Source organism: Sphingomonas astragali, assembly GCF_051400615.1.
Taxonomy (GTDB): Bacteria; Pseudomonadota; Alphaproteobacteria; order Sphingomonadales; family Sphingomonadaceae; genus Sphingomonas.
Genome location: NZ_JBLFFH010000002.1, coordinates 387972 through 414284 on the forward strand (window position 1 = coordinate 387972; position 26313 = coordinate 414284).

The window sequence follows — 26313 nt, forward strand, 5'->3', positions numbered from 1 at the left end:
GGCGATGATGGGCGGCAGCCTGCGCGTCGCTCCCGTCACCTGGGCGATCGTGGCGGCGACGGTGGTCGTCAGCCTGCTCGCCCAAGCGACGATCGGGAACGTCAACGCGGCGCTCTATGCCGGCTTCGTGCCGGGGCGGGCGAGCCTGGGGTTCGCGGGTGATATTCCCGGGCTGTTCCCGGTCGTGCTGACGCCGCTCAGCGCGACGCTGATCCACGGCGGCGTGCTCCATCTTGCGATGAACATGGTGATGCTGGTCGCGACCGGCGTGATGGCCGAACGCGCGATCGGGAGCCGCGGGATGCTGGCGCTCTATCTGCTCGGTGCCTATGCCGCGGCGGCGGGGCAGTGGCTCGGCGATCCGTCCTCGCCGGTGCCGATGGTGGGGGCGAGCGGGGCGGTATCCGCAGTCATCGGCGCCTCGTCGCTGCTCTACGGGCGATCAAGGGCGCGGGCGATCGGACCGGTTCCGGCCGGCGCGGTGCACATGCTGTGGCTGCTCGCGGCGTGGACGGTGCTCAATCTCGCCTTCGCCTTCATCCTGGCCAATGCCGGGGTGGGGATCGCGGTCGCGGCGCATATCGGCGGATTCGTCGCCGGCCTCGCACTGGCGCGGCCGCTGCTGATGTGGCGGTGGCGGGGGAGTTAGGCCGGCGCGAACTCGCCACGCTCGTCCATCACCCACAAAATGCCGTCGCGGATCGCGAAATAGGCGCCGCGCAGCGTGAGCTTGCCCGCCGATTCGCGTTCGGGGATACAGGGGAAGGTCCGGAGATTCGCGATCGAGACGCGGACCGTCTCCAGCTCCATCGCGCGCACCGCCTCCGGCGTATTGCCGAACTCGGCGAGGATGCGGTCGCGCGCCTCGTCGAGCAGATCGACCCAGTGCGCGATGAAGCCGCCTTCACCCGGCGCCGCGCCCTCGAACCGGCGCGACAGCGCGGCCGCGACGCCGCCGCACATGCCGTGGCCCATCACCACGATCTCGCTCACCTCCAATTGCGTCACCGCGAATTCGAGCGCCGCCGAGACGCCGTGGCGGCCGCCGCCGAGCTCGAACGGGGGCACGAGGTTGGCGATGTTGCGCACGACGAAAATCTCGCCGGGCGAGACGTCGAAGATCTGCCCGGGGTCGACTCGGCTGTCGGAGCAGGCGATCACCATGGTCCGGGGGCTCTGGCCTTCGGAGAGGCGGGCCCAGCGCTGGCGCTGCTGGGACCAGCCGCGGGCGCGGAAGCGGTAATAGCCGGCGATGAGATTGTGGAAGTCGCTCATGGTGCGCCTTTTGCATCGCCGCGCGGGGCTGGCAAGGCGGGCGCGGCATCGCTATCTGCGCCGGCATGAACGACATGTCCCCGCTCGCCCGGGAGCCGCGCCAGCGCAAGCCCGACTGGATCCGCGTCAAGGCCCCGACCTCGGCCGGCTTCGCTGCGACCCGCGCGCTGATGCGCGCGAAGAGCCTCACCACCGTGTGCGAGGAGGCTGCCTGCCCGAACATCGGCGAGTGCTGGACCAAGAAGCACGCGACGGTGATGATCCTGGGCGACACCTGCACGCGGGCCTGTGCCTTCTGCAACGTCAAGACCGGAATGCCGCGCCGGGTCGATCCCATGGAGCCCCAGAACGTCGCCGACGCCGCCGCGCAGATGGGGCTGCAGCACATCGTCGTCACCTCGGTCGACCGCGACGACCTGCCCGACGGCGGCGCGAGCCAGTTCGTGAAGGTGATCGAGGCGATCCGCCGCACCAACCCCACGACCACGGTCGAAATCCTGACGCCCGACTTCCGCAACAAGCACGAGGCGGCGGTCGAGGCGATCGTCGCGGCGCGGCCCGACGTCTACAACCACAACCTCGAGACGGTGCCGCGGCTCTACCCGACGATCCGGCCGGGCGCGCGCTACTATGCGTCGCTCAGGCTGCTGGAGAGCGTCAAGAAGCTCGATCCGTCGATCTTCACCAAATCCGGCATCATGCTCGGCCTGGGCGAGGAGCGGCTCGAGGTCCATCAGGTGATGGACGACATGCGCTCGGCCGACGTCGATTTCCTGACGATGGGGCAATATCTCCAGCCGACGCCGCGCCATGCCAAGGTCGCCGACTTCGTGACGCCGCAGGCGTTCGACGCCTATGCCGCGATCGCGCGGGCCAAGGGCTTCCTGCTGGTCGCATCCTCGCCGCTGACGCGGTCGAGCTATCACGCCGGCGACGATTTCGAGCGGCTGCGCGCGGCGCGCGAGGCGAAGCTTGCCCAAGCACGCTGAGACCCGGCAGCTTCCCTATACGCCCGAGCAGATGTTCGACCTGGTGGCCGACGTCGGCCGCTATGCCGAGTTCCTGCCCTGGGTGACCGCGATCCGCGTGCGCTCCGACAGCGCGACGCAGATGGTCGCGGACATGATCGTCGGGTTCAAGGGACTGCGCGAGACCTTCACCTCCAAGGTGGAGAAGGTGCGGCCGGAGCATATCCACGTCGACTACCTCGACGGGCCGCTCAAGTATCTCCACAACGACTGGCGCTTCCGGCCGGACGGACAGGGCGGCACGCTGGTCGAGTTCGCGGTCGACTTCGCCTTCAAGAACCGGGTGTTCGAGATGCTCGCGGGGCAGGTGTTCGACCGGGCGCTGCGCAAGATGATCGGCGCGTTCGAGACACGTGCGGCCGCGCTTTACGGCGCCGGCACCGCGACATCGGGCGCGAGCGCTCCCGGCAGCAGCAAGGACAGCGCGCACAGCGCCGCCTGAAGCCGGACGCCGCCCCGGCCGAGGTCGCCGAACTCGCGCGTATCCGCCACGACATGGTCCGGATCGGCGCCCTTCTCGGCACGGGCGAACACCACCGTGCCGACCGGCTTCTTCTCGCTGCCGCCGCCGGGTCCGGCGATGCCGGTGATCGCCACCGCGACATCGGCGCCGGTCGCCTCCAGCGCGCCCTGCGCCATCTGCCAGGCGACCGCGACCGAGACGGCGCCGAAGGTCTCGATCACCTCGCGGCCGACCTTGACCAGCGTGGTCTTGGCTTCGTTCGAATAGGTGACGAGCCCGCCTTCGAACACGTCGGACGAGCCGGCGATCTCGGTCAGCGCGGCGGAGACGAGGCCGCCGGTGCAGCTCTCCGCGACGGCGACGCGGCGGCCGGCGGCGCGGTTGGTGTCGAGCACCTGACGGGCGGCCTCGACCAGCTCGGTGGGAAGAAGCGTGTCGGTGGTCATGGCCTGGCTGCCCCCGGCCGGCAGATGACGAACCCGCCCGCCGGCGGGTTCTTGCGCTGGGCGAGCTCCGCGACCGTCACGATCAGCGAGACGGTGTTCTGCGCCGGCAGAGGATCGATCAGCGTCAGCAGCCGGTCGATCGAGGCGCAGTCGGCAGGCTTCAGGTCCTTGACCAGCAGCGGCGCGAGCAGCGAGCCGACGAGCGGACGGGCGAAGTCGTTCTGCAGCATCTGCGCGCTGTCGGGCGGCAGCAGCTTGGCGAGCGCCGCGCGGGCGATCGGCCAGGCGCCGTCGCCGTTCACGGCATATTTGGCGGCGAGCCGGTCGGCGGGACGGCGGAGATAGGCGCCCGCCGGCAGCGACGGCGCGCACATCGACGCGGTGAGACGAATGAGATCGGGCGCGACGGTGGCGACCACCGCCTCGGCCTCGCGCGGGGAGACGCAGACGGTGGCCGGCGCGGCAGCCTGCGCGGCGGTCGCGGCGAGCGTGCCCGTCCAGAGCGCGGCAAGCGCAGCGAACGATTGGAACGGCATCAACGGACTCCTGGGACCCGAACGGTCGCGATGGCCTGTGCGGCGATCCCCTCACGCCGGCCGGTGAACCCCAGCCTTTCGGTGGTGGTGGCCTTCACCGAAACCTGGCGCTCGTCAAGCCGCAACAGCGTCGCGATGCGCGCCCGCATCGCCGAACGGTGGGGGCCGACCTTGGGCTCCTCGCAGATCAGGGTGAGGTCGACGAAGTCGATCACGCCGTCTTCGGCGCGGACCAGATCGGCGGCGTGCTCGAGGAACTGGCCCGAGGCGGCGCCGCGCCACTGCGGATCGCTGGGGGGGAAATGGGTGCCGATGTCGCCCGCGCCGATCGTGCCGAGCAGCGCGTCGGTGATGGCGTGGAGCGCGACGTCGGCGTCGCTGTGGCCGGAAAGGCCGCGGTCGTGGGGGATCAGCACGCCGCCGAGCCACAGCTCCTCACCGGCTTCGAGCCGGTGGACGTCGAATCCGGTGGCGCTGCGGGAGATCAGGCCCGCGCCGAGTCGCGCCTCGGCGGCGGCGAGGTCGGCCGGGTAGGTGAGCTTTTCGAGCATCGGATGTCCTTCGACCATGACGACGTCGTGGCCGGCGGCCCGGAGCACCTGGGCATCGTCGGTCGCCTCGGCGTCGCCGGGCCATGCGGCGTGGGCGTTCAGGATCGCGGCATAGTCGAACGCTTGCGGGGTCTGGATGCGGTGGAGGCCGGCCCGGGGGATGGTGTCGCCGAGCGATTCGTCGCCGAGCGCTAGCGTGTCGGCGACCGGCAGCACCGGGACGGCGCCGAGCGCACGATCGAGGGCTGACGTCAGGCGATCGATGACGTCGGCAGGGAGGAACGGGCGGGCGGCGTCGTGGATGAGGACGCGGTCGGCGCCATCGAACGCGGCGAGGCCGGCGCGGACCGAGTCGCGCCGAGTGGCGCCGCCGGTGACGAAGCGGACGTGCGGGGCGGCGGAGCGGAGCTGCTCCTCCTGGCCTTCGCCAATCACGACGAGCAGCTCGTCGATCGCGGGATGCGCGCGGAAGGCGGCGATGCTGTGCGCCACCACCGGCTTGCCGCCGAGGAGGACGAATTGCTTGGGCATGTCGCCGCCGAGGCGCGATCCGGTGCCGGCGGCGACGATGAGGGCGGCGGTGCGGGCCATGCGCGGGCGCCTAGCCGATGCGCGAGGCAGGCGCCAATAGGTTGGTTCACGCGAAGACGCGAAGACGCGAAGAAGAAGGAAGATTTTGTTCGCGCAGAGAGCGCAGAGGTGGTTCGTTTGCGCCGCCGTCTCGCGTCAGCGAGACCTTTCAGCCTTTATGCGCAACAAGCTTGAAGGCCGCTGGCGCGGCTGGATGCGCGGCAAGCGACGTAACTCCGCGCTCTCTGCGCCTCTGCGCGAAAAATCCTTCTTCTCCTTTCTTCTTCGCGTCTTCGCGCCTTCGCGTGAACCCCTTCTTCCTTGCCAATCCGCACTTGTCGCACTATCGGCTCATGCCTAATTTTCAGGCACATCATGCAGACGCTCGCCCCCATCCAGATCGGACCCGTCCGGATCGATACCCCGGTGCTGCTCGCGCCGATGACGGGGGTGACCGACCTGCCGTTCCGTCGCATGGTGCGGCGGCACGGGTCGGGGCTCAACGTCACCGAGATGATCGCAAGCCAGGCGGCGATCCGCGAGACGCGGCAGTCGATCCAGAAGGCGCTGTGGGACCCGATCGAGGACCCGGTGTCGATGCAGCTGGTCGGCTGCACGCCCTATGAGATGGGCGAGGCGGCGAAGCTGGCCGAGGACAAGGGCGCCGCGATCGTCGACATCAACATGGGCTGCCCGGTGCGCAAGGTCACCAACGGCGACGCAGGCTCCGCGCTGATGCGCGACCTCAAGCTTGCCGCCGAGCTGGTCGATGCGGTGGTGAAGGCGGTGAAGGCGCCGGTGACGCTCAAGATGCGGATGGGCTGGGACCATTCGAGCCTCAACGCTCCCGAGCTCGCGCGCATCGCCGAAGACCTTGGCGTCAAGATGGTGACGGTCCACGGGCGCACCCGCAACCAGATGTACAAGGGTTCGGCCGACTGGGCCTTCGTGCGTCAGGTCAAGGATGCGGTGGCGATCCCGGTGATCGTCAACGGAGATATCTGTTCGATCGAGGATGCGCGGACCGCGCTCGACCAGTCGGGCGCCGACGGGGTGATGATCGGCCGCGGCGCCTATGGTCGGCCGTGGCTGCTCCGGCAGGTGATGGACGCACTGGAAGGCCGCACGCCGCGTGCCGACCCCAGTCTCGATGAACAATATTCAACCATCGTCGAGCATTACGACGAGATGCTGAACCTCTATGGCAAGGAGGTCGGCACCAATGTCGCGCGCAAGCACATCGGCTGGTACACGCGCGGCCTCCACGGATCGGCTGAGTTCCGCAACCGCGTCAACCAGGAGCCGGACCCCGCCGTCGTCAAGGCGATGCTCGCCGAATTCTACGCGCCGTGGACCACGCGCGCCGCCGCGTGACTCCCGACGCGCCAGGCTTTGCCGAGCTGTTCGCGGCACTGCCGGTGGCGGCGATGCTGGTCGATCCGGAGGGGCGGATCGCGCGCGCCAATGCTGCCTGCGAGACCTTGCTCAACTTCTCCGAGCGGGCGATGATCGGCCAGGACGTCGACGTGCTGGTCCGCTTTCCCGAGGCGCACGCCGATCGGCGGCGCGGGCGCATGTTCGCGGCATATGACGTGGATGTCGGGATCGGGCGGGTCGGACGGCTGCGCGTCGACCTGCTCGAGAGCGAGGTTCCGGACCGGCCGGGCTGGCGGATCGTGACGATCCGGCAGAGCCCGGCGGCGCGCGGGCACACCAGCGATCGTGCCGCGGGCGCGAGGGCGGCGATCGGCGCGGCGGCGATGCTGGCGCACGAGATCAAGAATCCGCTGTCGAGCATCCGCGGCGCCGCGCAGCTGCTCGCCGAGAGCGACGGAGCGGGGGAGCTCACCATGCTCATCACCACCGAGGTCGATCGCATCGCCGCCCTCATCGACCGGATGCAGGACTTTACCGACACCCGGCCGCTGACGCTCGCGCCGACCAACATCTATCCGCTGCTGGGGCACGCGCGCAGGGTCGCGCTGGCGGGGTTCGGGCGCAGGGTGACGCTCGACGAGCGGTTCGATCCGTCGCTGCCGCCGGCGTTGGTCGACGGGGACGCGCTGCTGCAGGTGGTGCTCAACCTGCTCAAGAACGCGTGCGAGGCGGTGAGCGAAGTGGCGGCGCCGCGCGTCACCGTTGCCACCGCCTACCGCCACGGCATGTCGGCGAGCGCCGCCCCGGGGCGTCCGCGCCAGCCGCTGCCGATCGAGCTCACGGTGATCGACAACGGTCCTGGTGCCCCCCCCGACATCGCCGAGCATCTGTTCGAGCCGTTCGTATCGGGCAAGGCGGAGGGGCGTGGGCTCGGGCTGCCGCTGGTCGAGAAGCTGGTGCGCGACATGGGCGGGATCGTCCAATATGCGCGGGAGGGCGAGCCGGAGACGACGGTGTTCCGCCTATTGCTGCCGAGGGCCAGGAATGAGTGAGGGTCATATCCTCGTCGTCGACGACGATGCCGCGATCCGCACGGTCGTCGGACAGGCACTGCGGCGCAAGGGGCACCGCGTCACCACCGCCGCCAGCCTGGCCGAGCTCCGGCGCGCGCTGGCGGGCGAGCTGCCCGACGTGCTCGTCACCGATGTGGTGCTGCCCGATGGCGACGGCATCGCGATGGTGCCGGAAGTGCTGGCCGCGCACCCGCGGCTGCCGGTGATCGTGCTGTCGGCGCAGAACACGCTTTCGACCGCCGTGCGCGCCAACGAGGCAGGGGCCTATGATTATCTGCCCAAGCCGTTCGACCTCGATGCGCTGAGCCAGGCGGTGGCGGGAGCGCTCGCGCGCGGGCGGCGGGGCCCGGGCGACGTCATGGCGCCGGCGGAGGAAGCGGTGCCGATGATCGGCCGCTCGCCGGCGATGCAGGAGGTCTACCGGATCATCGCCCGGGTCGTCTCGAACGACCTCACGGTGCTGGTGTCCGGCGAGTCGGGCACCGGCAAGGAGCTGGTCGCGCGGGCGATCCACGACCTGGGACCGCGGCGACATGCCCCCTTCGTCGCGATCAACATGGCGGCGATCCCGCGCGAGCTGATCGAGGCCGAGCTGTTCGGGCACGAGCGCGGTGCCTTCACCGGCGCGGCGGCGCGCAACGCCGGGCGGTTCGAGCAGGCCGCGGGAGGGACCCTGTTCCTCGACGAGATCGGCGACATGCCGATGGAGGCGCAGACGCGGCTGCTGCGCGTGCTCCAGTCGGGCGAGTTCACCACCGTCGGCGGCGCGCGGACGATCCGGGCGGACGTGCGGATCGTCGCGGCGACCAATCGCGATCTTGCCGCGCTGGTGGCGGCAGGAGGATTCCGCGAGGATCTCTACTACCGGCTCAACGTGGTGCCGGTGACGCTGCCGGCCTTGCGCGAGCGGCGACAGGACATCGCGCTGCTCGCCCGCCACTTCCTCGATCGCGCCGCCGAGGACGGGCTGCCGCGCAAGCAGATCGGGCCGGACGGGATCGCCGCGCTGGAGGCGCACGACTGGCCGGGCAATGTGCGCGAGCTCGAGAACCTGATGCGCCGCCTCGCGGCGCTGAGCCGCGACGAGTGGATCGGCGCGGCGGAGATCGCCGCGATGCTGAACAGCGGACCGGTTGCCGGCGCCGCCATCGATCCGCAGATCGAGGCGGCGGTACGCGGGCGGCTGGCGGCGATCGCGCGCGAGGAACCGGCGCGGCTCGACGACGGCACGCTCTACGACCGCATCATCGCCGAGGTCGAGCGGCCGCTGATCGCGGCGATGCTGGAGCGGCACGGCGGCAACCAGCTCCGCGCGGCGCGGGCGCTCGGGATCAACCGGAACACGTTGCGCAAGCGGCTCACGGACCTGGGGCTGGCGGGCGACGTGCGATCAGGCGGATCGGACACGCGGTAATCATCACGATTCTGTGTTTTGCAGGCAACAGTGATGGTGTAGACGTGCAACGATGACTGCCGCTGAGCCGATTGCCGAAGCGTCCGCCGCCCCGCGGCGCTTCACGATCACGCCGGCAATCGAGCTCATGGTGTTCGGCGTCGCGGTGGCGGTGGCGATCGTGAGCTGGCTGGTGATCAGCGGCGACAGCGAGACGCCGCGCCTCCTGAGCCCGCCGCTGGTGGCGCTGCTGCTCGTCGCCAACCTCGTCCCCGGCGTCGCGCTGCTGGTACTGATCGGCCGGCGCATCGCCCGCAGCCGCGCGGCGCGTCTGCCGCTGGCGGGGGAGGGACGGCTGCACGTACGGCTGGTCGCGCTGTTCTCGGTGCTGGCCAGCGTGCCGATGATCCTGGTGACGATCTTCGCCTCGTTCCTGTTCCAGTTCGGCGTCGAATTCTGGTTCTCCGACCGCGCGCGCGGGATGCTGGAGAATGTCCAGAGCCTCGCCCAGCAATCCTATCAGGAGATGCTGCGCTACGTGGACAACGAGAACCTGGCGATGGCGAAGGATCTCTCGTCCTTCCTGCTCGTCGACAAATTGCCGATCGACAGCAGGGAGTTCCAGGGCAATTTCGCCACCCAGGTGCTTTATCGCAATCTTTCCGAGGCGGTCATCTTCTCGATCACGCCCAACGGGCAGCTGGACGCGCTGGCGCTGGTCAACCCCTATGACCGGCCGCTCGAGAAGGACATCGACGCTTCGGTCATCGCACAGCTCAAGGCCGGAAAGCCGAGCGTCGTGGGGACGAGCAGCGAGCGGACTCAATCGGTTACGCAGATTCCGGGAACCGACCTTTACGTCTATGCCGCACGCGTCTCGGGCGCGCAGGAGATGGCCGCCCGCATGAACCGCGCGAAGGCGGTGCTTGGCGACTATCAGGCGCTCCTCGCGCGATCGCGAAGCCTCCAGCTCCAGTTCAATGCCGCATTGCTGGCCATCTCCCTCCTCATCGTCGGCATCGCCGTGTTCGTGGCGCTGGCGGTCGCGGACCGGCTCGTCCGGCCGGTCGGTGAGCTGGTCGATGCGGCGCAGCGGGTGGCGGGCGGCGACCTTGCCGCGCGCGTGCCCGAACCCAAGTCGCGCGACGAGATCGGCGTGCTCGCCAACGCCTTCAACCGCATGACCGGGCGCCTCCAGGAGCAGACCGGCGCGCTGGTCGAGGCCAATGCCGAGGCGGAGAGCCGCCGCGCGCTGATCGAGGCGGTGCTGGCGGGCGTCACCGCCGGCGTGATCGCGATCGGCGAGGATCGCTCGATCCGCCTGTTCAACAGCTCGGCGCTGGAGCTGCTGCGGCCCGGCGCGATCCCGCTCGGCCGTCCGCTGGCCGAGGTCGCTCCCGATCTCGATGCCCTGCTCGACGGCGAGGCGCGCGAGGGGATCGTCCAGCTCACCGCCGGCGGGGAGGCGCGTACGCTCGCGGTCAAGATCACCCGCGACGAGGACGGGCACGTCCTCACCTTCGACGACATCACCCAGCAGCTCATCGACCAGCGCCGCGCCGCCTGGTCCGACGTCGCGCGCCGCATCGCGCATGAGATCAAGAACCCGCTGACCCCGATCCAGCTCGCCGCCGAGCGGCTGCAGCGGCGCTACGGCAAGGTGGCGGGGGAGGGCGATTCGACCTTCGCGCGCCTGACCGACACCATCGTCCGCCAGGTCAGCGACCTCAGGCGCATGGTCGACGAGTTCTCGTCCTTCGCGCGGATGCCGAAGCCGGTGTTCCGGCGCGAGTCGCTGCTCGATCTCGCCCGCCAGGCGGTGTTCCTGCACGAGGTGGCGCATCCCGCGATCCGCTTCGGCCTCGCCTACGACGATCCGCCGCCGAGCCTGGTGTGCGACCGGCGCCAGATCGGCCAGGCGCTCACCAACATCGTCAAGAACGCGGTCGAGGCGGTCGAGGCGCGCGAGGGCGACGACCTGTCGCAGGGGGAGGTATCGGTCAAAATCGCGAACGAGGGCGAGCGCTGCATCGCCATCCGCGTCACCGACAACGGCGTCGGTCTGCCCGCCGAACGCGATCGCATCGTCGAGCCTTACATGACCACGCGCAGCCGCGGCACCGGCCTTGGCCTCGCCATCGTCAAGAAGATCGTCGAGGAGCATTTCGGCACCATGACCTTCGCCGACCGGACAGAGGGCAGCGGGACCGTGGTCACGCTCACCTTCGACGCCGTGATGCTTTCCAGCCTCGCCGACGCGCAAGCCGAGGACGCCGATCCTTCCGATCCCAGCCCTGCAACCCTGACACGCCATCGGACCAACGCATGACCCTCGACATCCTCGTCGTCGACGACGAACTCGATATCCGCGAACTCGTTTCGGGCGTGCTCGAGGACGAAGGCTATGAGACGCGCACCGCCGCCGACAGCGACACGGCGCTGGAGGAGATCGCGGCCCGCCGGCCGAGCCTGGTGCTGCTCGACGTGTGGCTGCAGGGTTCGCGGCTCGACGGGCTCGAGCTGCTCGACGAGATCAAGCGGCGCGATCCCTCGATCCCGGTGCTGGTGATCTCCGGCCATGGCAATCTCGACACCGCGGTGGCGGCGATCCGGCGCGGCGCCAGCGACTTCATCGAGAAGCCGTTCGAGGCCGAGCGGCTGCTCCTCCTCGTCGAACGAGCGACGGAGACCGAGCGGCTGAAGCGTGAGGTGGCGAGCCTGCGCGCGACGGTGGGGCGCGAGACCGATCTCACCGGCAGCTCGACCGCGATCAACGCGGTGCGCGCGACGTTGAAGCGTGTCGCCTCGACCGGCAGCCGGGTGCTGATCATGGGCGGCGCGGGGGTCGGCAAGGAGGTGGCGGCGCGGCTGCTCCACGGCTGGAGCACGCGCGCCAACGGACCGTTCGTGGTGGTGAGCGCGGCGCGCATGACGCCCGAACGCGTCGAGGAGGAGCTGTTCGGCATCGAGGAGGCCGGCGACCTCGTGCGGCCCGGGCTGCTCGAGCAGGCGCATGGCGGCACGCTGTTCCTCGACGAGATCGCCGACATGCCGATCGCGACCCAGGCGCGGATCCTGCGCGTGCTGACCGACCAGAGCTTCACCCGTGTCCGCGGCACCCGCATCGTCAAGGTCGACGTGCGCGTGGTCTCCGCCACCTCGCGCGACCTGACCGTCGAGATTGCGGAGGGCCGGTTCCGCGAGGACCTCTACTATCGCCTCAACGTGGTGCCGGTGACGATCCCGACGCTGGCCGAGCGGCGCGAGGACATTCCGGCGCTGGTCGAGCATTTCGTCGCCCATTACGCGAACGAGCGCCGCGTGCCGACACCCGAGATCGCGGCCGACGCGATAGTGGCGCTGCAAAGCTACGAATGGCCGGGCAACGTCCGTCAGCTCCGCAACGTCGTCGAGCGCACGGTGATCCTGGCGCCGGGCAACCGCATCGGCCGCATCGACCTCGACCTGCTGCCGCCGGAGGTGCTGGGCGGCACGCCGGGCGGGGACGGGGGCATGACCGCGACTGTGATCATGGGGGCGCCGCTGCGCGAGGCCCGGGAGAGCTTCGAGCGCGAATATCTGCGCGTCCAGATCCGGCGCTTCTCGGGCAACATCTCGCGGACCGCGAGCTTCATCGGGATGGAGCGGTCGGCGCTGCACCGCAAGCTCAAGCTGCTTGGGATCACCGAGACGCGGGAGGAGTAGAAGCTGCAGGAGAGTTGTCGAGCGGCGGAGAATGAACTATATTCGGTCCGAATTAGGACCAGTGAGTAGTCATGCGATATTCCGCACAGATCAAGCCGATAAGCTATCTGAAAGCCAACGCTGCGGAGGTTCTGCTGAACCTGACCGAGAAGCGTGAGCCTATGGTCATCACCCAGAATGGCGAAGCCAAAGCGGTCATCCAAGACGTCGCATCCTTCGAACAGACGCAGGAGACGCTCGCGCTCCTGAAGCTGCTCGCGATAGGCAATCAGGACATTGAAGCGGGCAAGACCAAGCCGGCCCGCGCTGTTGTCGAGCGCTTGAGATCGAAGCCGCCCGCTCGCTGATGACCGAGGAGCGGTTTGAGGTCGAACTGACTCGAGGCGCGGAGGACGATCTCAAGGAGATCTATGGCTATCTGGTCGAGAACCGTTCGGTCGATGAAGCCGATGCGCTCCTCGAAGCATTCCTCGACAAGATCCTGACCCTGGAACGGTTTCCGTTGCGGGGTGCCATCCCCAAGGAATTGGACGCGCTCGGCATTCGCGAATTCCGGCAGGTTCTGCTCGAGCCTTATCGGCTGATCTACCGCGTCATTGCCGGCAGGGTCTTTATTCTTGTCATAGCGGACGGCCGCCGCGACATGCAGGCGCTACTGGAACGACGTCTTCTGGGCCGGTGACAAGCATCGAATCCTCCTACCCATTGCCGGTTGAGGACACAGGCCCTAGATTGCGTCCCAACAACAATCGCGGAAAAGCCGCCAAGACCAAGGAGCCAATCGTGGCCGACAAGCAGACCTCCCTCCAGGATCTCTTCCTCAACGCGCTTCGCAAATCGAAGACCCCGGTGACGATGTTCCTCGTCAAGGGCGTCAAGCTCCAGGGCATCGTCACCTGGTTCGACAATTTCTCGGTGCTGCTGCGCCGCGACGGACAGTCGCAGCTCATCTACAAGCACGCGATCTCGACGATCATGCCGTCGGGGCCGCTGGACGTCGCCAGCATCGTCGAAGCGGTGGGAGAAAATCAGCACAAGCAACCGCTTCTGCAGGAGATTTTCCTGAACGCAGTCCGCCGCCAGCAGGAAAATGTCACCATGTTCCTGGTCAACGGCGTGATGCTGCAGGGCTCGATCGCGGCGTTCGACCTGTTCTGTATGCTGCTCCAGCGCGAAGGCTTGTCGCAGCTCGTCTACAAGCACGCGGTGTCGACCATCCAGCCCGCCAATCCGCTCAACCTCGCCGACGAGCAGGCGAGCGACGCCGAATAGCGGCGTGTCGACCGGCTTCGATCGTGACGCGCAGGATTATGCGCGCGGCGCGCGCGCCGTGGTCGTGCTGCCCGATCAGGGCAGCGCGAGCCGCGACGCCGACGCGCGGCTGGAGGAGACCGCGGGCCTGGCGCTTGCGATCGGGATCGAAGTGCGCGCGAAGATCGCCTTCCGCGTGCGCGCGCCCAAGCCGGCGACGCTGATCGGCAGCGGGCAGGTCGACCAGCTCGCCGAGATGGTGGCGGCCGACGAGCTCGGCCTCGCCGTGTTCGACGCCGCGCTGACGCCGGTGCAGCAGCGCAACCTCGAGACCGCGCTCGGCTGCAAGGTGATCGACCGGACCGGGCTGATCCTCGAGATTTTCGGGGAGCGGGCGCGGACGGCCGAGGGCCGGCTCCAGGTCGAGCTGGCGCACCTCGACTATCAGGCGGGTCGGCTGGTGCGGAGCTGGACCCACCTCGAGCGCCAGCGCGGCGGCTTCGGCTTCCTCGGCGGCCCGGGCGAGACGCAGATCGAGGCCGACCGGCGGCTGATCCGCGACCGCATGGCGCGGCTCAGGCGCGAGCTCGACCAGGTGAGCCGCACGCGCGGGCTGCACCGCGAGCGGCGCCAGCGCGCGCCATGGCCGGTGATCGCGCTGGTCGGCTATACCAACGCCGGAAAATCGACGCTTTTCAATCGCCTGACCGGCGCCGACGTCATGGCGGAAAACCTGCTGTTCGCGACGCTCGACCCGACGCTGCGGCAAATTTCCTTGCCTGGGATCGACAAGGCGATCCTGTCCGACACGGTGGGGTTCGTCTCCGAGCTGCCGACCCAGCTCGTCGCGGCGTTCAAGGCGACGCTGGAGGAAGTGGTCTCCGCCGACCTCCTGATCCATGTCCGCGACATCGCGCATCCCGACAGCGAGGCGCAGCGTGCCGATGTCGAGAAGGTGCTGGGCGAGATCGGCGTCGCCGAGGCGACCCCCAGGATCGAGGCGTGGAACAAGCTCGACCTGCTTTCGTCCGAACGCCGGGCGGAGATCGCGGCCGAGGCGGCGCGGCGCGACGAGGTGGTGGCGGTGTCGGCGCTGAGCGGGGAAGGGGTCGACGCGCTGCTCGCCACCGTCGCCGAGCATCTGACCCGCGGGCATCGGCGCTACACGATCGCGCTCGACGCGAGCGACGGGGCGGGGGCGGCGTGGCTCCACCAGCACGGTGACGTGCTGGAGCATGAGATCGAGGGCGATCGGGCGGTGTACGAGGTGCGGATGGCGCCGCGCGATTACGAGCGTTTCTCTCTGCGGCACGGGTAAAATCCGGCGGGACAAGGGGAATCCGTACTCCTGCGAAGGCAGGAGCCCAGGATTACGGTCGCCTCGCTTGCCGCCAGGGCTCCTGCCTTCGCAGGAGCACCGATAGCGCTCTAGGATGTTTCCGGTTGAGAATGACGATCTAATCCGTGCCGGACAGACTCTAACGCACAGAAAACAGCGCCGCGCCGTGCGGCGGCACCGTCGTCTCGATGTGGCTGGTGACCGCCCCGAGCTCCTTGCCTGTCCACAGGTCGTGGAGCCGACCGCCATCGAGGCCGATCCGCCGCAGGGGGACGGTCATCCGTGCCGCCTCCGGCCCGTCGGACAGGTTGAACATCGCGACATAGGCCGTCCGGCGGTCGGGCGAGCGCGCGGTCCACAGGCACTGGTGATCGGCGAAGTACCAGGGCCGGTTCCCAATGCTGTGCTGGTTGACCGCGATCACCTCGCGGTTGGTCAGCAGGCTCAGGGTCCAGTCGTCGAGATGGCGCAGGTCGCCGCCCATGATGAGCGGCGAGCGGGCGATCGACCACAGCGTCATCAGCGTCCGCTGCTCGTCACGCGTGAACCTGGTGTCGCGCTCGCCCATCGCGAGCCGGCCGAGCGGCAGCATGTCGGCATCGGGCCAGGAGCCGGGGCCGCAATAGGGGCTCCAGTTCTCGAGCCGGGTGAACTGGGCCTTCAGCATCGGCCATTCGTCCCAGAAATCGTCGCTGATCCGCCACATCTGCGCGTGACGACGGACGTGCGGGCCGCGCACCACCGGCGTCTCGCCGGGCGAGAGGCTGAGGATGATCGGCCGGCCGCAGGCGAGGATCGCCTTGTGCGCCGCCTCGATCTCCGGCGCGTGCGCGTCATAGGGGCGGCTCATGTCGTCCATCTTGACGAAATCCACGCCCCAGCGCGCGAACAACGCGAAGACGCTGTCGTAATAGGCCTGGGCGCCCGGCCTGGTCATGTCGACGCCGAACATGTCGGGATTCCACGGGCAGACGCTGGAGCGGTCGGCGATGTCGCGGGCGCGGACACCTCCGCCGCCCAGCACCGGCAGGTTGCGCTCGACCGCGAGCCGCGGAATGCCGCGCATCAGGTGGACGCCGAACTTGAGGCCCAGCGCGTGGATCTTCGCCGCGAGAGGGGCGAAGCCGGCGCCGTTCGCGGTAGAGGGGAAGCGGTTCGGTGCCGGCACCAGCCGTCCATAGGCATCGAGCGCGGGAACGGGATTGTCATTGTAGCGGTAGCCCGTGGCGCCGGGTTCGTACCACTGGATATCGATCGTGAAGACGTCATAGCCGTGCGGCTTCAGCTTCGCCGCCATGATCGCGGCATTCTCCAGCGCCTGCGCCTCGGTGATGGTGGTGGCAAAGCTGTTCCAGCTGTTCCAGCCCATCGGCGGCGTCGGTGCCAGGGACGCCTTCGGCGATCTTGCCGCCGATCCGGCGCCCACGGCGGCCATGGCAAGCCCCGCGGGAGCAAGCAGCGCCGCACGGCGCGACAAACCGAAATCCGTCATTCATTCCCCCCTGATGCCGCCGCACCCGCTCAGCCGGCCTGTTTCACCTTCTGCCACAGCGCTTCCTGGCGATCGAGGCCGAGCGTCGGAAACGCCGCACCGGCCTCCGCCTCCATGGCGCGGAAGCGGCGCTCGAACTTGGCGTTGGCATAGCGAAGCGCGGCCTCGGGATCGATACCGAGCTTGCGCGCCCAGTTGACCACGGCGAACAGGAGGTCGCCGATCTCCTCCGCCTGGTCCTCGGGTGCGGTGGCTTCCACTTCGGCGAGCTCCTCGTCGATCTTGGCGCGGGCGCCGGCCGGGTCGGGCCAGTCGAAGCCGGTGCGGGCGGCGCGCTTCTGGAGCTTCTCGGCGCGGGCGAGGGCGGGGAGGCCGATCGCGATGCCGGCGAGCGCGCTCGCGTCGGGCTTGGCGGCGCGTTCCTCGGCCTTGATCGCTTCCCAGAGGTGATGGCCGCCCTCGGCCAAATCGCCGAAGATGTGAGGATGGCGGCGCTCCATCTTGTCGCTGATCGCCGTCACGACGTCCTGGAGGTCGAACAGACCGGCTTCCTCGGCGATGCGGCTGTGGAAGACGACCTGGAGCAGAAGATCGCCGAGCTCGTCCTTGAGGTCGGCCATGTCGGCGCGCGCGATCGCGTCGGCGACCTCATAGGCTTCCTCGATCGTATAGGGCGCGATCGTCGCGAAGGTCTGCGCCACGTCCCATTCGCAGCCATGCTCCGGGTCGCGCAGCCGCGCCATGATCGCCACCAGCCGCTCGATCATGCCCGTTTCCTCGAATTCGCCTATGGATCGCTCGTGCTCGGCGGGCTTTAGACCGCCGGAGAATGGTGTCCAGTCCATAAGGCCGGCGTTGGCAGGGACGTCATGGGATCAACTTCGCGCCGGCACGGTCCAGAAATAGATGGTGCGGCCGTCCACCTCCTGCGTCTTCTCGGGCTCCCAATCGCCCATGCGGAAGGCGTGGCTGACGATGCGGGTGCCGGGCTTGAGCTCGGCAAGCAGGCGGGGGCGGAGCTTCTCGTTCAGCGAATCGAGCAGATAGAGCGTCACCACCGTCGCCTCGCTGAAATCGGTGGTGAAGAGATCGGCCTGGCGAAAGCTCACTTCGTCGGTGACGCCGGCGGCTTTCGCGTTGGCATTGGCTTCGGCGATGCGTTGAGGATCGATATCGATGCCGACCGCCTTCACGTTGAACTTCCTCGCAGCAGCAATCGGAATACGGCCATCGCCCGAGCCGAGATCGTAGAGGACGTCGCCGTCTCTGACGCCGGCCATCGTCAGCATCGCGTCGACCACCTCAGGCGGGGTGGGGACGAAGACGACGTCGGGCAAGCGCGAGGTGGGCGCGGTCTGCCCGGACCGATCGGCGAGCGTGGTTCCGGCATAAATGGCGCTGCCGCCGACCAGCAGCGCCACGATCGGGATGACTATGGCTTTCATGGAAGATTCTCCATTGCGGGTTGAGGAACGGGACGCAGGAAGGCGAGCAGCACCGCGCCGGCGGCGAGCACGCCGACGCCGAGCAGCGCGCCCGCGCCGGTATGCGCGAGGCTCGCGTAGAACAGCCACGCACAGGTCAGGCAGAAGATCGCGGGTAGGACCGGATAGAGCGGCACGCGGAATGGCCGCTCGGCATCCGGCTCGCGGGCGCGCAGCACGAACAGCGCACACCCGACGAGCAGCAGGAACAGCCAGAAGACCGGGGCGGTATATTCGAGCGCGAGGGTGAAACCGTCGCGCGCAAAGGCGCCGCCTGCCACCAGCAACAGTGCGATCGCGCTCTGGGCGAGCAGTGCATTGGCGGGGGTCTCGCGCCCGGTGCTCCAGTGGCCGAGCCAGCCAAGGGCCGGGAAGCTGCGGCCGAGCGCACAGGCGGTTCGCGCGCCCGTGATCGCAGTGGCGTTCGCCGAGGTGAGCGCGGAGATCGCGACGATCAGGCTGACGAGGACGGCACCGGCATCGCCCAATCCGAGACGGAGGACGTCCGCGGCGACCGCATCCGACGCTGCCATGCCGTCGAGGCCAAGGGCGCGGAGATAAGCGGCATTGACGACGAGATAGAGGAGGGTGACGATGCCGAGCCCCAGCACCATCAGATGCCCCAGGCGGCGCGGCGGACCCTGGACTTCGGCGGAGACGTAGACGGCCTCGTTCCAGCCGCCGTAGGTGAGCAGCACGAAGACCATCATCAGGCCGATCGTGCCGCCGGAACCGGCAGCGGGCGGCGGTGGGCCGCGCGCCTCGGGCACGAGCATCAATCCCGCAATGACGACGAGGACGAGGCCCGACACCTCCAGGACGGTCAGCCAGAGCTGGACCTGCGCACCGGCCTGGACGCCCGCGAGGTTGACCGCCGTCACCAGAAGCACCGCGAGCACGGCATAGATCGCGGAGGACCACGGACCGAGATCGAGGATCTCGGTCATATAGTCGCCGAACACATAGGCGAGCAGCGCAATCGATCCGGTCTGGATCACCGACAGTCGCGCCCAGGCATAGAGGAAGGCGATGCGCGAGCCGAAGGCGCGGCCGAGATAGTGATAGTCGCCGCCGACATGGGGAAAGGCGGCGGCGAATTCGGCGTAGCAGAGCGCGCCGACGATCGAGAGCACTCCGCCCGCGATCCACGCAAGCATCATCACGGCCTCGGTCCCGGCGGCGCCGGCAACGAGCGACGGGGTGCGGAAGATGCCGGCGCCGACGACGATGCCGATGGTCAGGGCAAGGACATGGCGGCCGCGCAGCAGCCGGCGCGGCATGGCGAAGGCCGCAGCCCGGTCCTGAAAGGCGGTCGGGTCGTCGCGCATGAGCTCCTGACCGGGCGCGTCACGGCTTGGAGCGCGGCGCCACTGAGGCGAGAACCGCAGAAATGGGATCAGGTTCCGGAAGACCCGACGTCGGAAGCGCGACGCAGAGGCTTCGAACCGAGATCGATCGTTATCGAAATCCGCCCGGCAGAGGGGCCATCAGGCGCCAAGCAGACGATGTCCGCAGCGCGAACGTTAGATCGATAATATACATTATGTAAATCATGAGCCAGTTTCGATGCAGGGCGCTACTAGCGTCCGTTCCTGTCACGTTTCGGCTCGAGTACCAGCGTTCGCCCCTCCACGCGCCAAGATCCGAGCCGCGACAGGAAGTTCATGCCGAGCACGTCGGTGCTGCCGAACGCCGGCGATACCACGACGCCGAGATCGTGCGTTTCGAGGCCGCCGACGCTGACCCGCTCCGCGCGGCCGCGCTCGGCGGTGACGCTGCCGTTGGCGGTGTTGATCACCACGGGAAATCCGCCGCCGCCGACCTTGATCCCGGCGTTGCGCGCGGTTTCCTCCGACAAGGCCGTGATCGTGGCACCGCTGTCGACCAACATCCGCTTGGTATGATCGTTGAGCGTCACCCGCGCCCAGAAATGGCCGTCTTCGCTCATGGTGATGCGCACCGTGTCGCCGACCACTTCCTGATCGCCGAGCCCGAGCCGTTCGGCGGCGGCGGTCACCACCGTCTCGATCTGCTGGCGATACATCAGCGCGATCGCGATGAGCCCGATGATTGCACCCCAGGCGATCAGCGAGCGGACGATCGTGCCCAGCGAGGCGCGCTGCGCCATCAGTGCGCTCACCGCCAGCACCAGCGCGCCCAACGCCCAGATGTAATTGGCCGAATCGAGGCTCACAGCACGATCTCCAAGCCATCGTAGCCCGGCTCGACGCCCAGCGGCAGCTCGGCGGCCAGTGTCGCATAATCCATCGAATGGTCCATATGCGTCAGCACGGTACGCCTGGCCCCGAGCTCGGCCGCCCAGCCGACCGCCTGGTCGAGCGTCGGATGCGTGGGATGCGGGGCGCGGCGAAGCGCATCGACGACCCACAGGTCTAGGTTCTTGTAAAGACTTCGCATATCGGCAGTTAAGATATTGAAATCCGTTGCATAGCCTGTCGTCGACCGACCATCGGTGAACCGCAGGCCGGCCGAGACGATGTTGCCGTGCGGCTGATCGACGACGGTGATCTCGATGTCACCGATCCGGAGATTGTCCGGCAGCAGCTGGAGGTCGATCGTCGCGGGATAGCCATGTCGGCCGGCGACGACATAGGCGAAACGCTCCTGCAGCACCGCCGCCGTCGCGGCGCGCGCGTAGCCGGGCACCGGACTGCCGCGCACGTGGAAGATCTGGCGGACGTCGTCGATGCCGTGGGTGTGATCGGCGTGGTCGTGCGTCCAGATGACCGCGTCGACCGTGCTCACTTGTGCGGCCAGCAGCTGCTCACGCAGGTCGGGACCCGTGTCGATGAGGATGCGTGTGGTCGCGGTCTCGATCAGGATCGAGACGCGGGTGCGGCGGTTCCTGCGATCGGCGGGGTCGCAAGCGCCCCAGTCGTTGCCGATCCTCGGCACGCCGGACGAGGTGCCGCAGCCGAGGATGCGGACCTTCACGCGGCCGCCGTCTTTACGAACAGCTTGTGGAAGTTTGCGCGCGTAACCTCTGCCAGTTCCTCGGGATTTTCGCCGCGGAGGTCGGCGAGGAAGCGGCAGGTGTCGGCGACGAACGCCGGCTCGCCGGTCTTGCCCCGATGCGGCACGGGCGCGAGGAAGGGCGCATCGGTTTCGATCAGCAGCCGTTCGCGCGGCAGCCAGGCGGCGGTTTCCTGGAGGTCGCGGGCGTTCTTGAAGGTCACGATGCCCGAGATCGAGATGTAGAAGCCGAGGTCGAGCGCCTTGCGCGCGAAATCGCCGCTCGCCGTGAAGCAATGGATCACGCCGGGGAAGGCCCCCTTCCCCAGCTCGTCGGCCAGGATCGCGGCGGTGTCCACCTCGGCGTCGCGGGTGTGGACGACGATCGGCAGCCGCGTCTCGCGGCAGGCGGCAAGATGCGCGCGGAAGCTCGCCTGCTGCCGTTTGCGGTCGCTGTGGTCGTAGTAATAGTCGAGGCCGCTCTCGCCGATGCCGACCACGCGCGGATGGCGCGCGCGCTCGACCAGCTTGGCGGTGTCGACGTGGGCGTGCCGGTCGGCCTCGTGCGGGTGGATGCCGACGGTCGCCCATACGTCCGGCTCGCGCTCGGCGGTGGCGAGGACCGCGTCCCACTCGCTCTCGCGCGTCGCGATGTTGAGCATCGCGACCACCCCGGCGTCGCGGGCGCGCACGAGCACTTCGGGCTGCTGCTCGGCCAGTCCCTTGTAATTGAGGTGGCAATGGCTGTCGGCGAGCCTCATGCCGCCCCGCCGAGCTCGAGCCGCGGGAACACGCCGCTCGGCGGCGGTAGCGGCGTCCTCGCCGCGATCGGGCGCGCCAGCGCGGCGAAATCGCGCGCGTCCGCCCCTTGTCCCAGTAGATTCAGCAGCTTGTCGGCGCTTCCCGGGATCGCCCAGCGTGTCATCAGCGCGATGCGGCGGATCGCCTCGGCGGCATAGTAGAGGATGGTGTCGGCGCGCGCGGGATCGGTCTTGCGCACGCTCCACGGCGCCTGGTCGGCGAAATACTGGTTGGCGTCGCGCGCCGCCGCCCAGATCGCGTCGAGCGCGGCGTGGATGGCGAGATCGGCCATCGCGTCGTGCATCCCGCGCTCCGCCGCGGCGACGCTCTCGATCAGCGCCTCCTCGGCCGCGGTCGGCTCGCCCGGTTGCGGCACCTGCCCATCGCAGTTCTTGGCGATGATCGACAGGCAGCGCTGGGCGAGATTGCCGAGATTGTTGGCGAGATCGGCGTTGCAGCGGGTGACGATCGCCTCCTCCGAATAGCTGCCGTCCTGGCCGAAGCTGACCTCGCGCAGCAGGAAATAGCGCAAGGGGTCGACGCCGAAGCGGTCGGCGAGTTCCATCGGGTCGGTGACGTTGCCGAGCGACTTCGACATCTTCTCGCCGCGATTGAGCAGGAAGCCATGGCCGAACACCCGGCGCGGCAGCGGCAGCTTCGCGGACATCAGGAAGGCCGGCCAGTAAACGGCATGGAATCGCACGATATCCTTGCCGATCAGGTGCAGATCGGCCGGCCAGTATCTGGCGAGCGGATCGGCCGCGTTCGGATAGCCGATCCCGGTGAGGTAATTGGTGAGCGCGTCGACCCAGACGTACATGACGTGGCCGGGACTGCCCGGCACCGGCACGCCCCAGTCGAAGCTGGTGCGTGAGACCGACAGGTCCGAGAGCCCGCCTGAGACGAAGGCGACCATCTCGTTGCGGCGCGCCTCCGGTTGGACGAAATCCTTATTGTCTTCGTAGAGGCTTAGAAGTTGTTCCTGATATTTGCTGAGACGGAAGAACCAGGTTTCCTCGGCAGTCCATTCGACCGGCGTACCCTGGGGCGAGAGCTTCTGGCCGCCCTCCCCTCCGACCAGCTCATTCTCGTCGTAGAATGCCTCGTCGCGGACCGAGTACCAGCCCTCGTAGCGGTCGAGATAGAGGTCGCCGGCGGCCTCCATCGCGCGCCAGATCGCCTGGCTGGCGGCATGATGATCGGGCTCGACGGTGCGAATGAAGCGATCGTACGAGACATCCAGACGATCGCACATCGCCTTGAAATAAGCCGACATCTCGTCCGCAAGAGCGCGGGTCTCGATGCCGCGGGCGCGGGCCGTCTGGACCATCTTGAGGCCGTGCTCGTCGGTGCCGGTCTGGAAGCGCACGTCGCGGCCCGCCTGGCGGTGATAGCGGGCGATCGCGTCGGCGGCGATCGCCTCATAGGCATGGCCGATGTGCGGGCGGCCGTTGGGATAGCTGATGGCGGTGGTGATGTAATAGGGGTCGGCCATGCCGGGCATCTAGTGCAGCCCGCGGCCGGGGGGAAGAAGCAGCCGATGTGAAACAAGGTGTCGCCGATGTTGACACTCGGCGTGCCCGCATTTTCTCTATTCCAGGCGCAGAATGTCCAAAGGGGCTAGCGAGGAGCCAGTCTCGCGACGAGGCCGCCCATCTCGAAGCTCGTCGTCGCGGCGTCGAGCGATTGGGCGAGCGAGATGCGGGCGAGCTCGGTCGCGGCGGCATAGGCGTCGAGGGCGTCCTTGAGCGCCGGGCCGGCGAGAGTGCGGGCGCGCTCGGCGATGAAGGCGGGGACGCGTTCGAGGAAGGCTTCGTAGCGCGGCTGGGCCGACTTGAGGCCGAGCGTGCGGGCGAGGCGGACGCGGCGCGCGTTGGAAGGGTCCCCGTCCGCGGCGATCGCGGCGAGCTCCTTCTCCAGCCCGCCGAGGTCGAGCCCGGCGAAATGCAGCGCGCGGCCAGGGGAGCCCTGCCCTGCCCTGACCAGCGCCGTGATCTCGGCCGCGCTCGCCTCGGGAAGCTCGGCGCGGAGCACTCCCGCGACCTCTTCGTCGCTCAGCGGATCGAAGCGGAGCAGGCGGCAGCGCGAGCGGATCGTCGGGAGCAGGCGGCCCGGGGCGTGGCTGACGAGCAGGAAGATCGTGCCGGCGGGCGGCTCCTCGAGGTTCTTGAGCAGCGCGTTGGAGGCGCCGGGGCGCTCGAGGTCGTCGATCGCGTCGATCAGGATGACGCGGCGGCCGCTGAGCGCCGGCTTGGTCGCCAGCATCGGCTGGAGCGCGCGGACCTGCGCGATCGGGATCGAGCGGGCGATGTCCTGGTCGGGCTTGTCGGGGTCCTTGGGAAGGCGCGTCATCTCGCGATAGTCGGGATGCGCGCCCGCGGCGATCAGGGTGGCGGTGCGATTGTCCGCCGGCACGTCGAGGCCGGGCGGGAGCGTGCCCGGGGCAGCGGCCTCGGCAAGGAGGCGCGCGGCGGCAGCGCGGGCGAAGCGAGCCTTCCCCACCCCTTCCGGGCCGGCGATCAGCCAGGCGTGGTGGAGCTGGCCGCCGGCGAGCGAGGCGAGGAAGGCATCGATCGCGGCCTGGTTGCCGACGAAGGGGGTCACGGGTGCATCCGCCCACACCCCTCATGCCGGACTTGTTCCGGCATCCACGAAGCCGCTTGCTCCTCGGCTCGAGGCGCGGTGGACTCCGGCACAAGGCCGGGGTGACGGTGGAGTTGGGGTGAGCGCGGGAGCATCACGCCGGCAATAGGTCTGTCAGCTCTGCCAGCAGGCACGCGGTCACCGCCTCCGCATCGCCCGATGCGTCGACCAGCCGCACCCGTTCCGGCTCGCGCTCGGCGATGCGGCGGAAGCCGGCGGCGACGGCGGCATGGAAATCCGGCCCGCGCGACTGGAAGCGGTCGAGCGCGCCGGCGTCGCGGATCGCGGCGCGCGAAGCTCCCTCGTCCTGGCCGAGCTCCAGCACCAGCGTTCGGTCGGGCAACAATCCCTTCGAGCCGAAGCCGTGCAGCGCGAGGATCGCGGCGTCGTCGATGCCCTGTGCGCCCTGATAGGCACGGGTCGAATCGACGAAACGGTCGGAGATCACCCAGACGCCGGCCTCGATCGCCGGACGGATTGTCTTCTCGACATGATCGGCGCGCGCCGCCGCGAACAGCAAAGTCTCGCTGTGCGCGCTCCACCGCGCGACCTCGCCGCCGAGCAGTAGGGTACGCACCGCCTCGGCGCCCTCGCTGCCGCCGGGCTCGCGCGTCACCAGCACCTCGAGGCCGCGACGGCGGAGCGCGGCGGCGAGCCGTGCGGCCTGGGTCGACTTGCCGGCGCCCTCCCCGCCTTCGAGGCTGATGAAGCGCCCGGCGGTCACGCCCCGAACAGCGACTTGAGCCCGGCCCAGACGCGGCCGAAGAAGCCCGCTTCGCCGACGTCGCTCGCGGCGACCAGCGGGAGGGTCTGCAGGCCGCCATCGGGCGTCTGGACGACGAGGTCGGCGATGTGCTGGCCGGCCTTGATCGGCGCCTTGACCGGGCCGTTGTAGACGACCTTGGCGCTGACATTGGGCGAGGTGCCCGCGGGCACGGTGATGGCGAGGTTGCGCGGGGCGACGAGGCCGACCTCGCCCGCGTCGCCGAGCTGGACCTCGGCGGTCGACACCTGCCTACCCTTGGCGACGAGCGGCTTCGACGTCCAGGCGCGGAAGCCCCAGTTCATGAACTTGACCGATTCGTCGATGCGTCCGTTCGAGCTGGTGAGCCCGGCCAGCACCAGGATCAGGCGTCGCCCGTTCTGCTCGGCCGATCCGGTGAAGCCGTAGCCGGCCTCCTCGGTATGGCCGGTCTTGAGGCCGTCGGCGCCCTGGACGCGGCCCAGCAGCGGATCGCGGTTGGCCTGGGTGATGTCGGCGCCGCCGCCCATCGTCTTGCCCCAGGTGAAGCTCGGCAGCGAATAGAACCTCTTGTAGAGCTGGGGATGCTCCTCGATCGTCGCCTGGGCGACCCTGGCGAGGTCGCGCGCGGTCACATAGGTGACGCCGCCGTCGGGCCAGCCGTTCGAGGTGCCGAAGTGGCTGTTCCTGAGGCCGAGCCGGCGCGCGCGCTGGTTCATCAGGTTGACGAAGGCTTCCTCCGTGCCCGAGATCCCCTCGGCCAGCACCACGCAGGCGTCGTTGCCGGACAGGGTGACGATGCCCTTCAGCAGATTCTCGACGCTGACCTTCTCACCGGGTGAGAGAAACATGGTCGAACCAGCTGCCGGGCCATGCCATTTCTGCCAGGTTTCGGGCCGAACCTCCATGATCTGATCGAGCTTCAGATCGCCCTTCTTGATGAGATCGAAGGCGACCAGCACGGTCATCATCTTCGCCATCGATGCTGGCGGCATCCGGCGGTCGGCATCCTTCACGTAGAGTTCGGCGCCCGACGAGAGATCGATCATGTAGGCGACCGGCGCGGTCGTCTGGAACGGCGGCGCCGCGGCCACGGTCGGATAAGCGATCGCGACCGCGAGAACGGGAGCGATGGCGGCGGCGAGATAGTTGCGGGTCATGGCACTCACTA

General features: G+C 68.8%; 27 protein-coding genes. 12 read left to right on the forward strand and 15 right to left on the reverse strand.

The annotated features are described in order from the left end of the window. Window positions 1–7: 7 nt before the first annotated feature. Complete coding sequence (locus ACMGER_RS10140; RefSeq protein WP_436812030.1) at window positions 8–649, forward strand: rhomboid family intramembrane serine protease; 642 nt, start codon at window positions 8–10, stop codon at window positions 647–649. On the opposite strand, the gene ACMGER_RS10145 is transcribed toward ACMGER_RS10140, so the two are convergent. Continuing rightward, window positions 646–1275: a carbonic anhydrase gene (locus ACMGER_RS10145; protein ID WP_436812031.1), complete on the reverse strand. Its 630-nt coding sequence runs from the start codon at window positions 1273–1275 to the stop codon at window positions 646–648. The genes ACMGER_RS10140 and ACMGER_RS10145 overlap by 4 nt on opposite strands. A gap of 65 nt (window positions 1276–1340) precedes the next feature. On the opposite strand from ACMGER_RS10145, the gene lipA reads away from it, so the two are divergent. Together lipA and ACMGER_RS10155 are read left to right on the forward strand one after the other, a co-directional pair. Next, complete coding sequence (gene lipA, locus ACMGER_RS10150) at window positions 1341–2264, forward strand: lipoyl synthase (protein WP_436812032.1); 924 nt, start codon at window positions 1341–1343, stop codon at window positions 2262–2264. After that, on the forward strand, window positions 2248–2745 hold the full coding sequence (locus tag ACMGER_RS10155) for a type II toxin-antitoxin system RatA family toxin (RefSeq protein WP_436812033.1): 498 nt from the start codon (window positions 2248–2250) through the stop codon (window positions 2743–2745). Before lipA ends, ACMGER_RS10155 begins: the two co-directional genes overlap by 17 nt. On the opposite strand, the gene ACMGER_RS10160 is transcribed toward ACMGER_RS10155, so the two are convergent. The 3 genes from ACMGER_RS10160 to ACMGER_RS10170 are packed head-to-tail and all read right to left on the reverse strand — an operon-like array spanning window position 2670 to window position 4890. Then, entirely contained in the window at window positions 2670–3212 is a 543-nt protein-coding gene (locus ACMGER_RS10160; protein ID WP_436812034.1) for a CinA family protein, read from the reverse strand. The two genes, ACMGER_RS10155 and ACMGER_RS10160, sit on opposite strands and share 76 nt — an antisense overlap. Continuing rightward, window positions 3209–3748: a hypothetical protein gene (locus tag ACMGER_RS10165; protein ID WP_436812035.1), complete on the reverse strand. Its 540-nt coding sequence runs from the start codon at window positions 3746–3748 to the stop codon at window positions 3209–3211. The genes ACMGER_RS10160 and ACMGER_RS10165 overlap by 4 nt, the downstream gene beginning before the upstream one ends. Beyond that, window positions 3748–4890 (reverse strand): bifunctional 2-C-methyl-D-erythritol 4-phosphate cytidylyltransferase/2-C-methyl-D-erythritol 2,4-cyclodiphosphate synthase, encoded by a 1143-nt coding sequence (locus ACMGER_RS10170; RefSeq protein ID WP_436812036.1) that lies wholly within the window; start codon window positions 4888–4890, stop codon window positions 3748–3750. Before ACMGER_RS10170 ends, ACMGER_RS10165 begins: the two co-directional genes overlap by 1 nt. A 354-nt stretch (window positions 4891–5244) precedes the next feature. On the opposite strand from ACMGER_RS10170, the gene dusB reads away from it, so the two are divergent. The 9 genes from dusB (at window position 5245) to hflX (ending at window position 14986) form a co-directional block, all read left to right on the forward strand. Continuing rightward, the gene (gene dusB, locus ACMGER_RS10175) at window positions 5245–6243 is read left to right on the forward strand and encodes a tRNA dihydrouridine synthase DusB (RefSeq protein ID WP_436812037.1); all 999 of its coding nucleotides are present in this window, start codon (window positions 5245–5247) and stop codon (window positions 6241–6243) included. Further along, window positions 6219–7298, forward strand: a complete 1080-nt coding sequence (locus tag ACMGER_RS10180) for a two-component system sensor histidine kinase NtrB (protein ID WP_436812038.1) — start codon at window positions 6219–6221, stop codon at window positions 7296–7298. Before dusB ends, ACMGER_RS10180 begins: the two co-directional genes overlap by 25 nt. After that, the gene (gene ntrC / locus ACMGER_RS10185; RefSeq protein WP_436812039.1) at window positions 7291–8733 is read left to right on the forward strand and encodes a nitrogen regulation protein NR(I); all 1443 of its coding nucleotides are present in this window, start codon (window positions 7291–7293) and stop codon (window positions 8731–8733) included. The genes ACMGER_RS10180 and ntrC overlap by 8 nt, the downstream gene beginning before the upstream one ends. Window positions 8734–8785: 52 nt before the next feature. Continuing rightward, complete coding sequence (locus ACMGER_RS10190; RefSeq protein WP_436812040.1) at window positions 8786–11041, forward strand: sensor histidine kinase; 2256 nt, start codon at window positions 8786–8788, stop codon at window positions 11039–11041. Then, window positions 11038–12417, forward strand: a complete 1380-nt coding sequence (gene ntrX / locus ACMGER_RS10195; RefSeq protein WP_436812041.1) for a nitrogen assimilation response regulator NtrX — start codon at window positions 11038–11040, stop codon at window positions 12415–12417. The genes ACMGER_RS10190 and ntrX overlap by 4 nt, the downstream gene beginning before the upstream one ends. Before the next feature lie 71 nt (window positions 12418–12488). Further along, on the forward strand, window positions 12489–12764 hold the full coding sequence (locus ACMGER_RS10200) for a type II toxin-antitoxin system Phd/YefM family antitoxin (protein ID WP_436812042.1): 276 nt from the start codon (window positions 12489–12491) through the stop codon (window positions 12762–12764). Then, a complete protein-coding gene (locus ACMGER_RS10205) occupies window positions 12764–13099 on the forward strand; it encodes a type II toxin-antitoxin system RelE/ParE family toxin (RefSeq protein ID WP_436812043.1) in 336 nt (111 codons plus the stop codon). Before ACMGER_RS10200 ends, ACMGER_RS10205 begins: the two co-directional genes overlap by 1 nt. Before the next feature lie 50 nt (window positions 13100–13149). Then, window positions 13150–13689 carry an RNA chaperone Hfq gene (gene hfq, locus ACMGER_RS10210; RefSeq protein ID WP_436812044.1) on the forward strand — a complete coding sequence of 180 codons (540 nt, stop codon included), beginning with the start codon at window positions 13150–13152 and terminating at the stop codon, window positions 13687–13689. Window positions 13690–13693: 4 nt separating this feature from the next. Then, window positions 13694–14986: a GTPase HflX gene (gene hflX, locus ACMGER_RS10215; protein ID WP_436812045.1), complete on the forward strand. Its 1293-nt coding sequence runs from the start codon at window positions 13694–13696 to the stop codon at window positions 14984–14986. 160 nt (window positions 14987–15146) lie between these two features. Here hflX and ACMGER_RS10220 read toward each other — a convergent pair whose 3' ends face one another. The 11 genes from ACMGER_RS10220 to ACMGER_RS10270 all read right to left on the reverse strand — a co-directional run bounded on the left by ACMGER_RS10220 (window position 15147) and on the right by ACMGER_RS10270 (window position 26302). Further along, entirely contained in the window at window positions 15147–16499 is a 1353-nt protein-coding gene (locus ACMGER_RS10220) for a glycoside hydrolase family 27 protein (RefSeq protein ID WP_436812046.1), read from the reverse strand. A 29-nt stretch (window positions 16500–16528) separates the two neighbouring features. Beyond that, on the reverse strand, window positions 16529–17266 hold the full coding sequence (gene mazG / locus ACMGER_RS10225) for a nucleoside triphosphate pyrophosphohydrolase (RefSeq protein WP_436812047.1): 738 nt from the start codon (window positions 17264–17266) through the stop codon (window positions 16529–16531). A 108-nt stretch (window positions 17267–17374) separates the two neighbouring features. Continuing rightward, the gene (locus ACMGER_RS10230; protein WP_436812048.1) at window positions 17375–17944 is read right to left on the reverse strand and encodes an SAM-dependent methyltransferase; all 570 of its coding nucleotides are present in this window, start codon (window positions 17942–17944) and stop codon (window positions 17375–17377) included. Further along, entirely contained in the window at window positions 17941–19311 is a 1371-nt protein-coding gene (locus ACMGER_RS10235) for an APC family permease (RefSeq protein ID WP_436812049.1), read from the reverse strand. Before ACMGER_RS10235 ends, ACMGER_RS10230 begins: the two co-directional genes overlap by 4 nt. A 251-nt stretch (window positions 19312–19562) precedes the next feature. Continuing rightward, window positions 19563–20177: a retropepsin-like aspartic protease family protein gene (locus tag ACMGER_RS10240; RefSeq protein ID WP_436812050.1), complete on the reverse strand. Its 615-nt coding sequence runs from the start codon at window positions 20175–20177 to the stop codon at window positions 19563–19565. Beyond that, the gene (locus ACMGER_RS10245) at window positions 20174–20938 is read right to left on the reverse strand and encodes an MBL fold metallo-hydrolase (protein ID WP_436812051.1); all 765 of its coding nucleotides are present in this window, start codon (window positions 20936–20938) and stop codon (window positions 20174–20176) included. Before ACMGER_RS10245 ends, ACMGER_RS10240 begins: the two co-directional genes overlap by 4 nt. Next, window positions 20935–21717, reverse strand: coding sequence for a TatD family hydrolase (locus ACMGER_RS10250; protein ID WP_436812052.1), 783 nt, complete (start codon window positions 21715–21717; stop codon window positions 20935–20937). Before ACMGER_RS10250 ends, ACMGER_RS10245 begins: the two co-directional genes overlap by 4 nt. Further along, window positions 21714–23252 (reverse strand): methionine--tRNA ligase, encoded by a 1539-nt coding sequence (metG, locus tag ACMGER_RS10255; RefSeq protein ID WP_436812053.1) that lies wholly within the window; start codon window positions 23250–23252, stop codon window positions 21714–21716. Before metG ends, ACMGER_RS10250 begins: the two co-directional genes overlap by 4 nt. 125 nt (window positions 23253–23377) lie before the next feature. Continuing rightward, entirely contained in the window at window positions 23378–24361 is a 984-nt protein-coding gene (locus tag ACMGER_RS10260; protein ID WP_436812054.1) for a DNA polymerase III delta subunit-related protein, read from the reverse strand. A gap of 133 nt (window positions 24362–24494) precedes the next feature. Continuing rightward, window positions 24495–25124, reverse strand: a complete 630-nt coding sequence (gene tmk, locus ACMGER_RS10265; RefSeq protein WP_436812055.1) for a dTMP kinase — start codon at window positions 25122–25124, stop codon at window positions 24495–24497. After that, window positions 25121–26302: a D-alanyl-D-alanine carboxypeptidase family protein gene (locus ACMGER_RS10270; protein ID WP_436812056.1), complete on the reverse strand. Its 1182-nt coding sequence runs from the start codon at window positions 26300–26302 to the stop codon at window positions 25121–25123. The genes tmk and ACMGER_RS10270 overlap by 4 nt, the downstream gene beginning before the upstream one ends. Window positions 26303–26313: the final 11 nt, after the last annotated feature.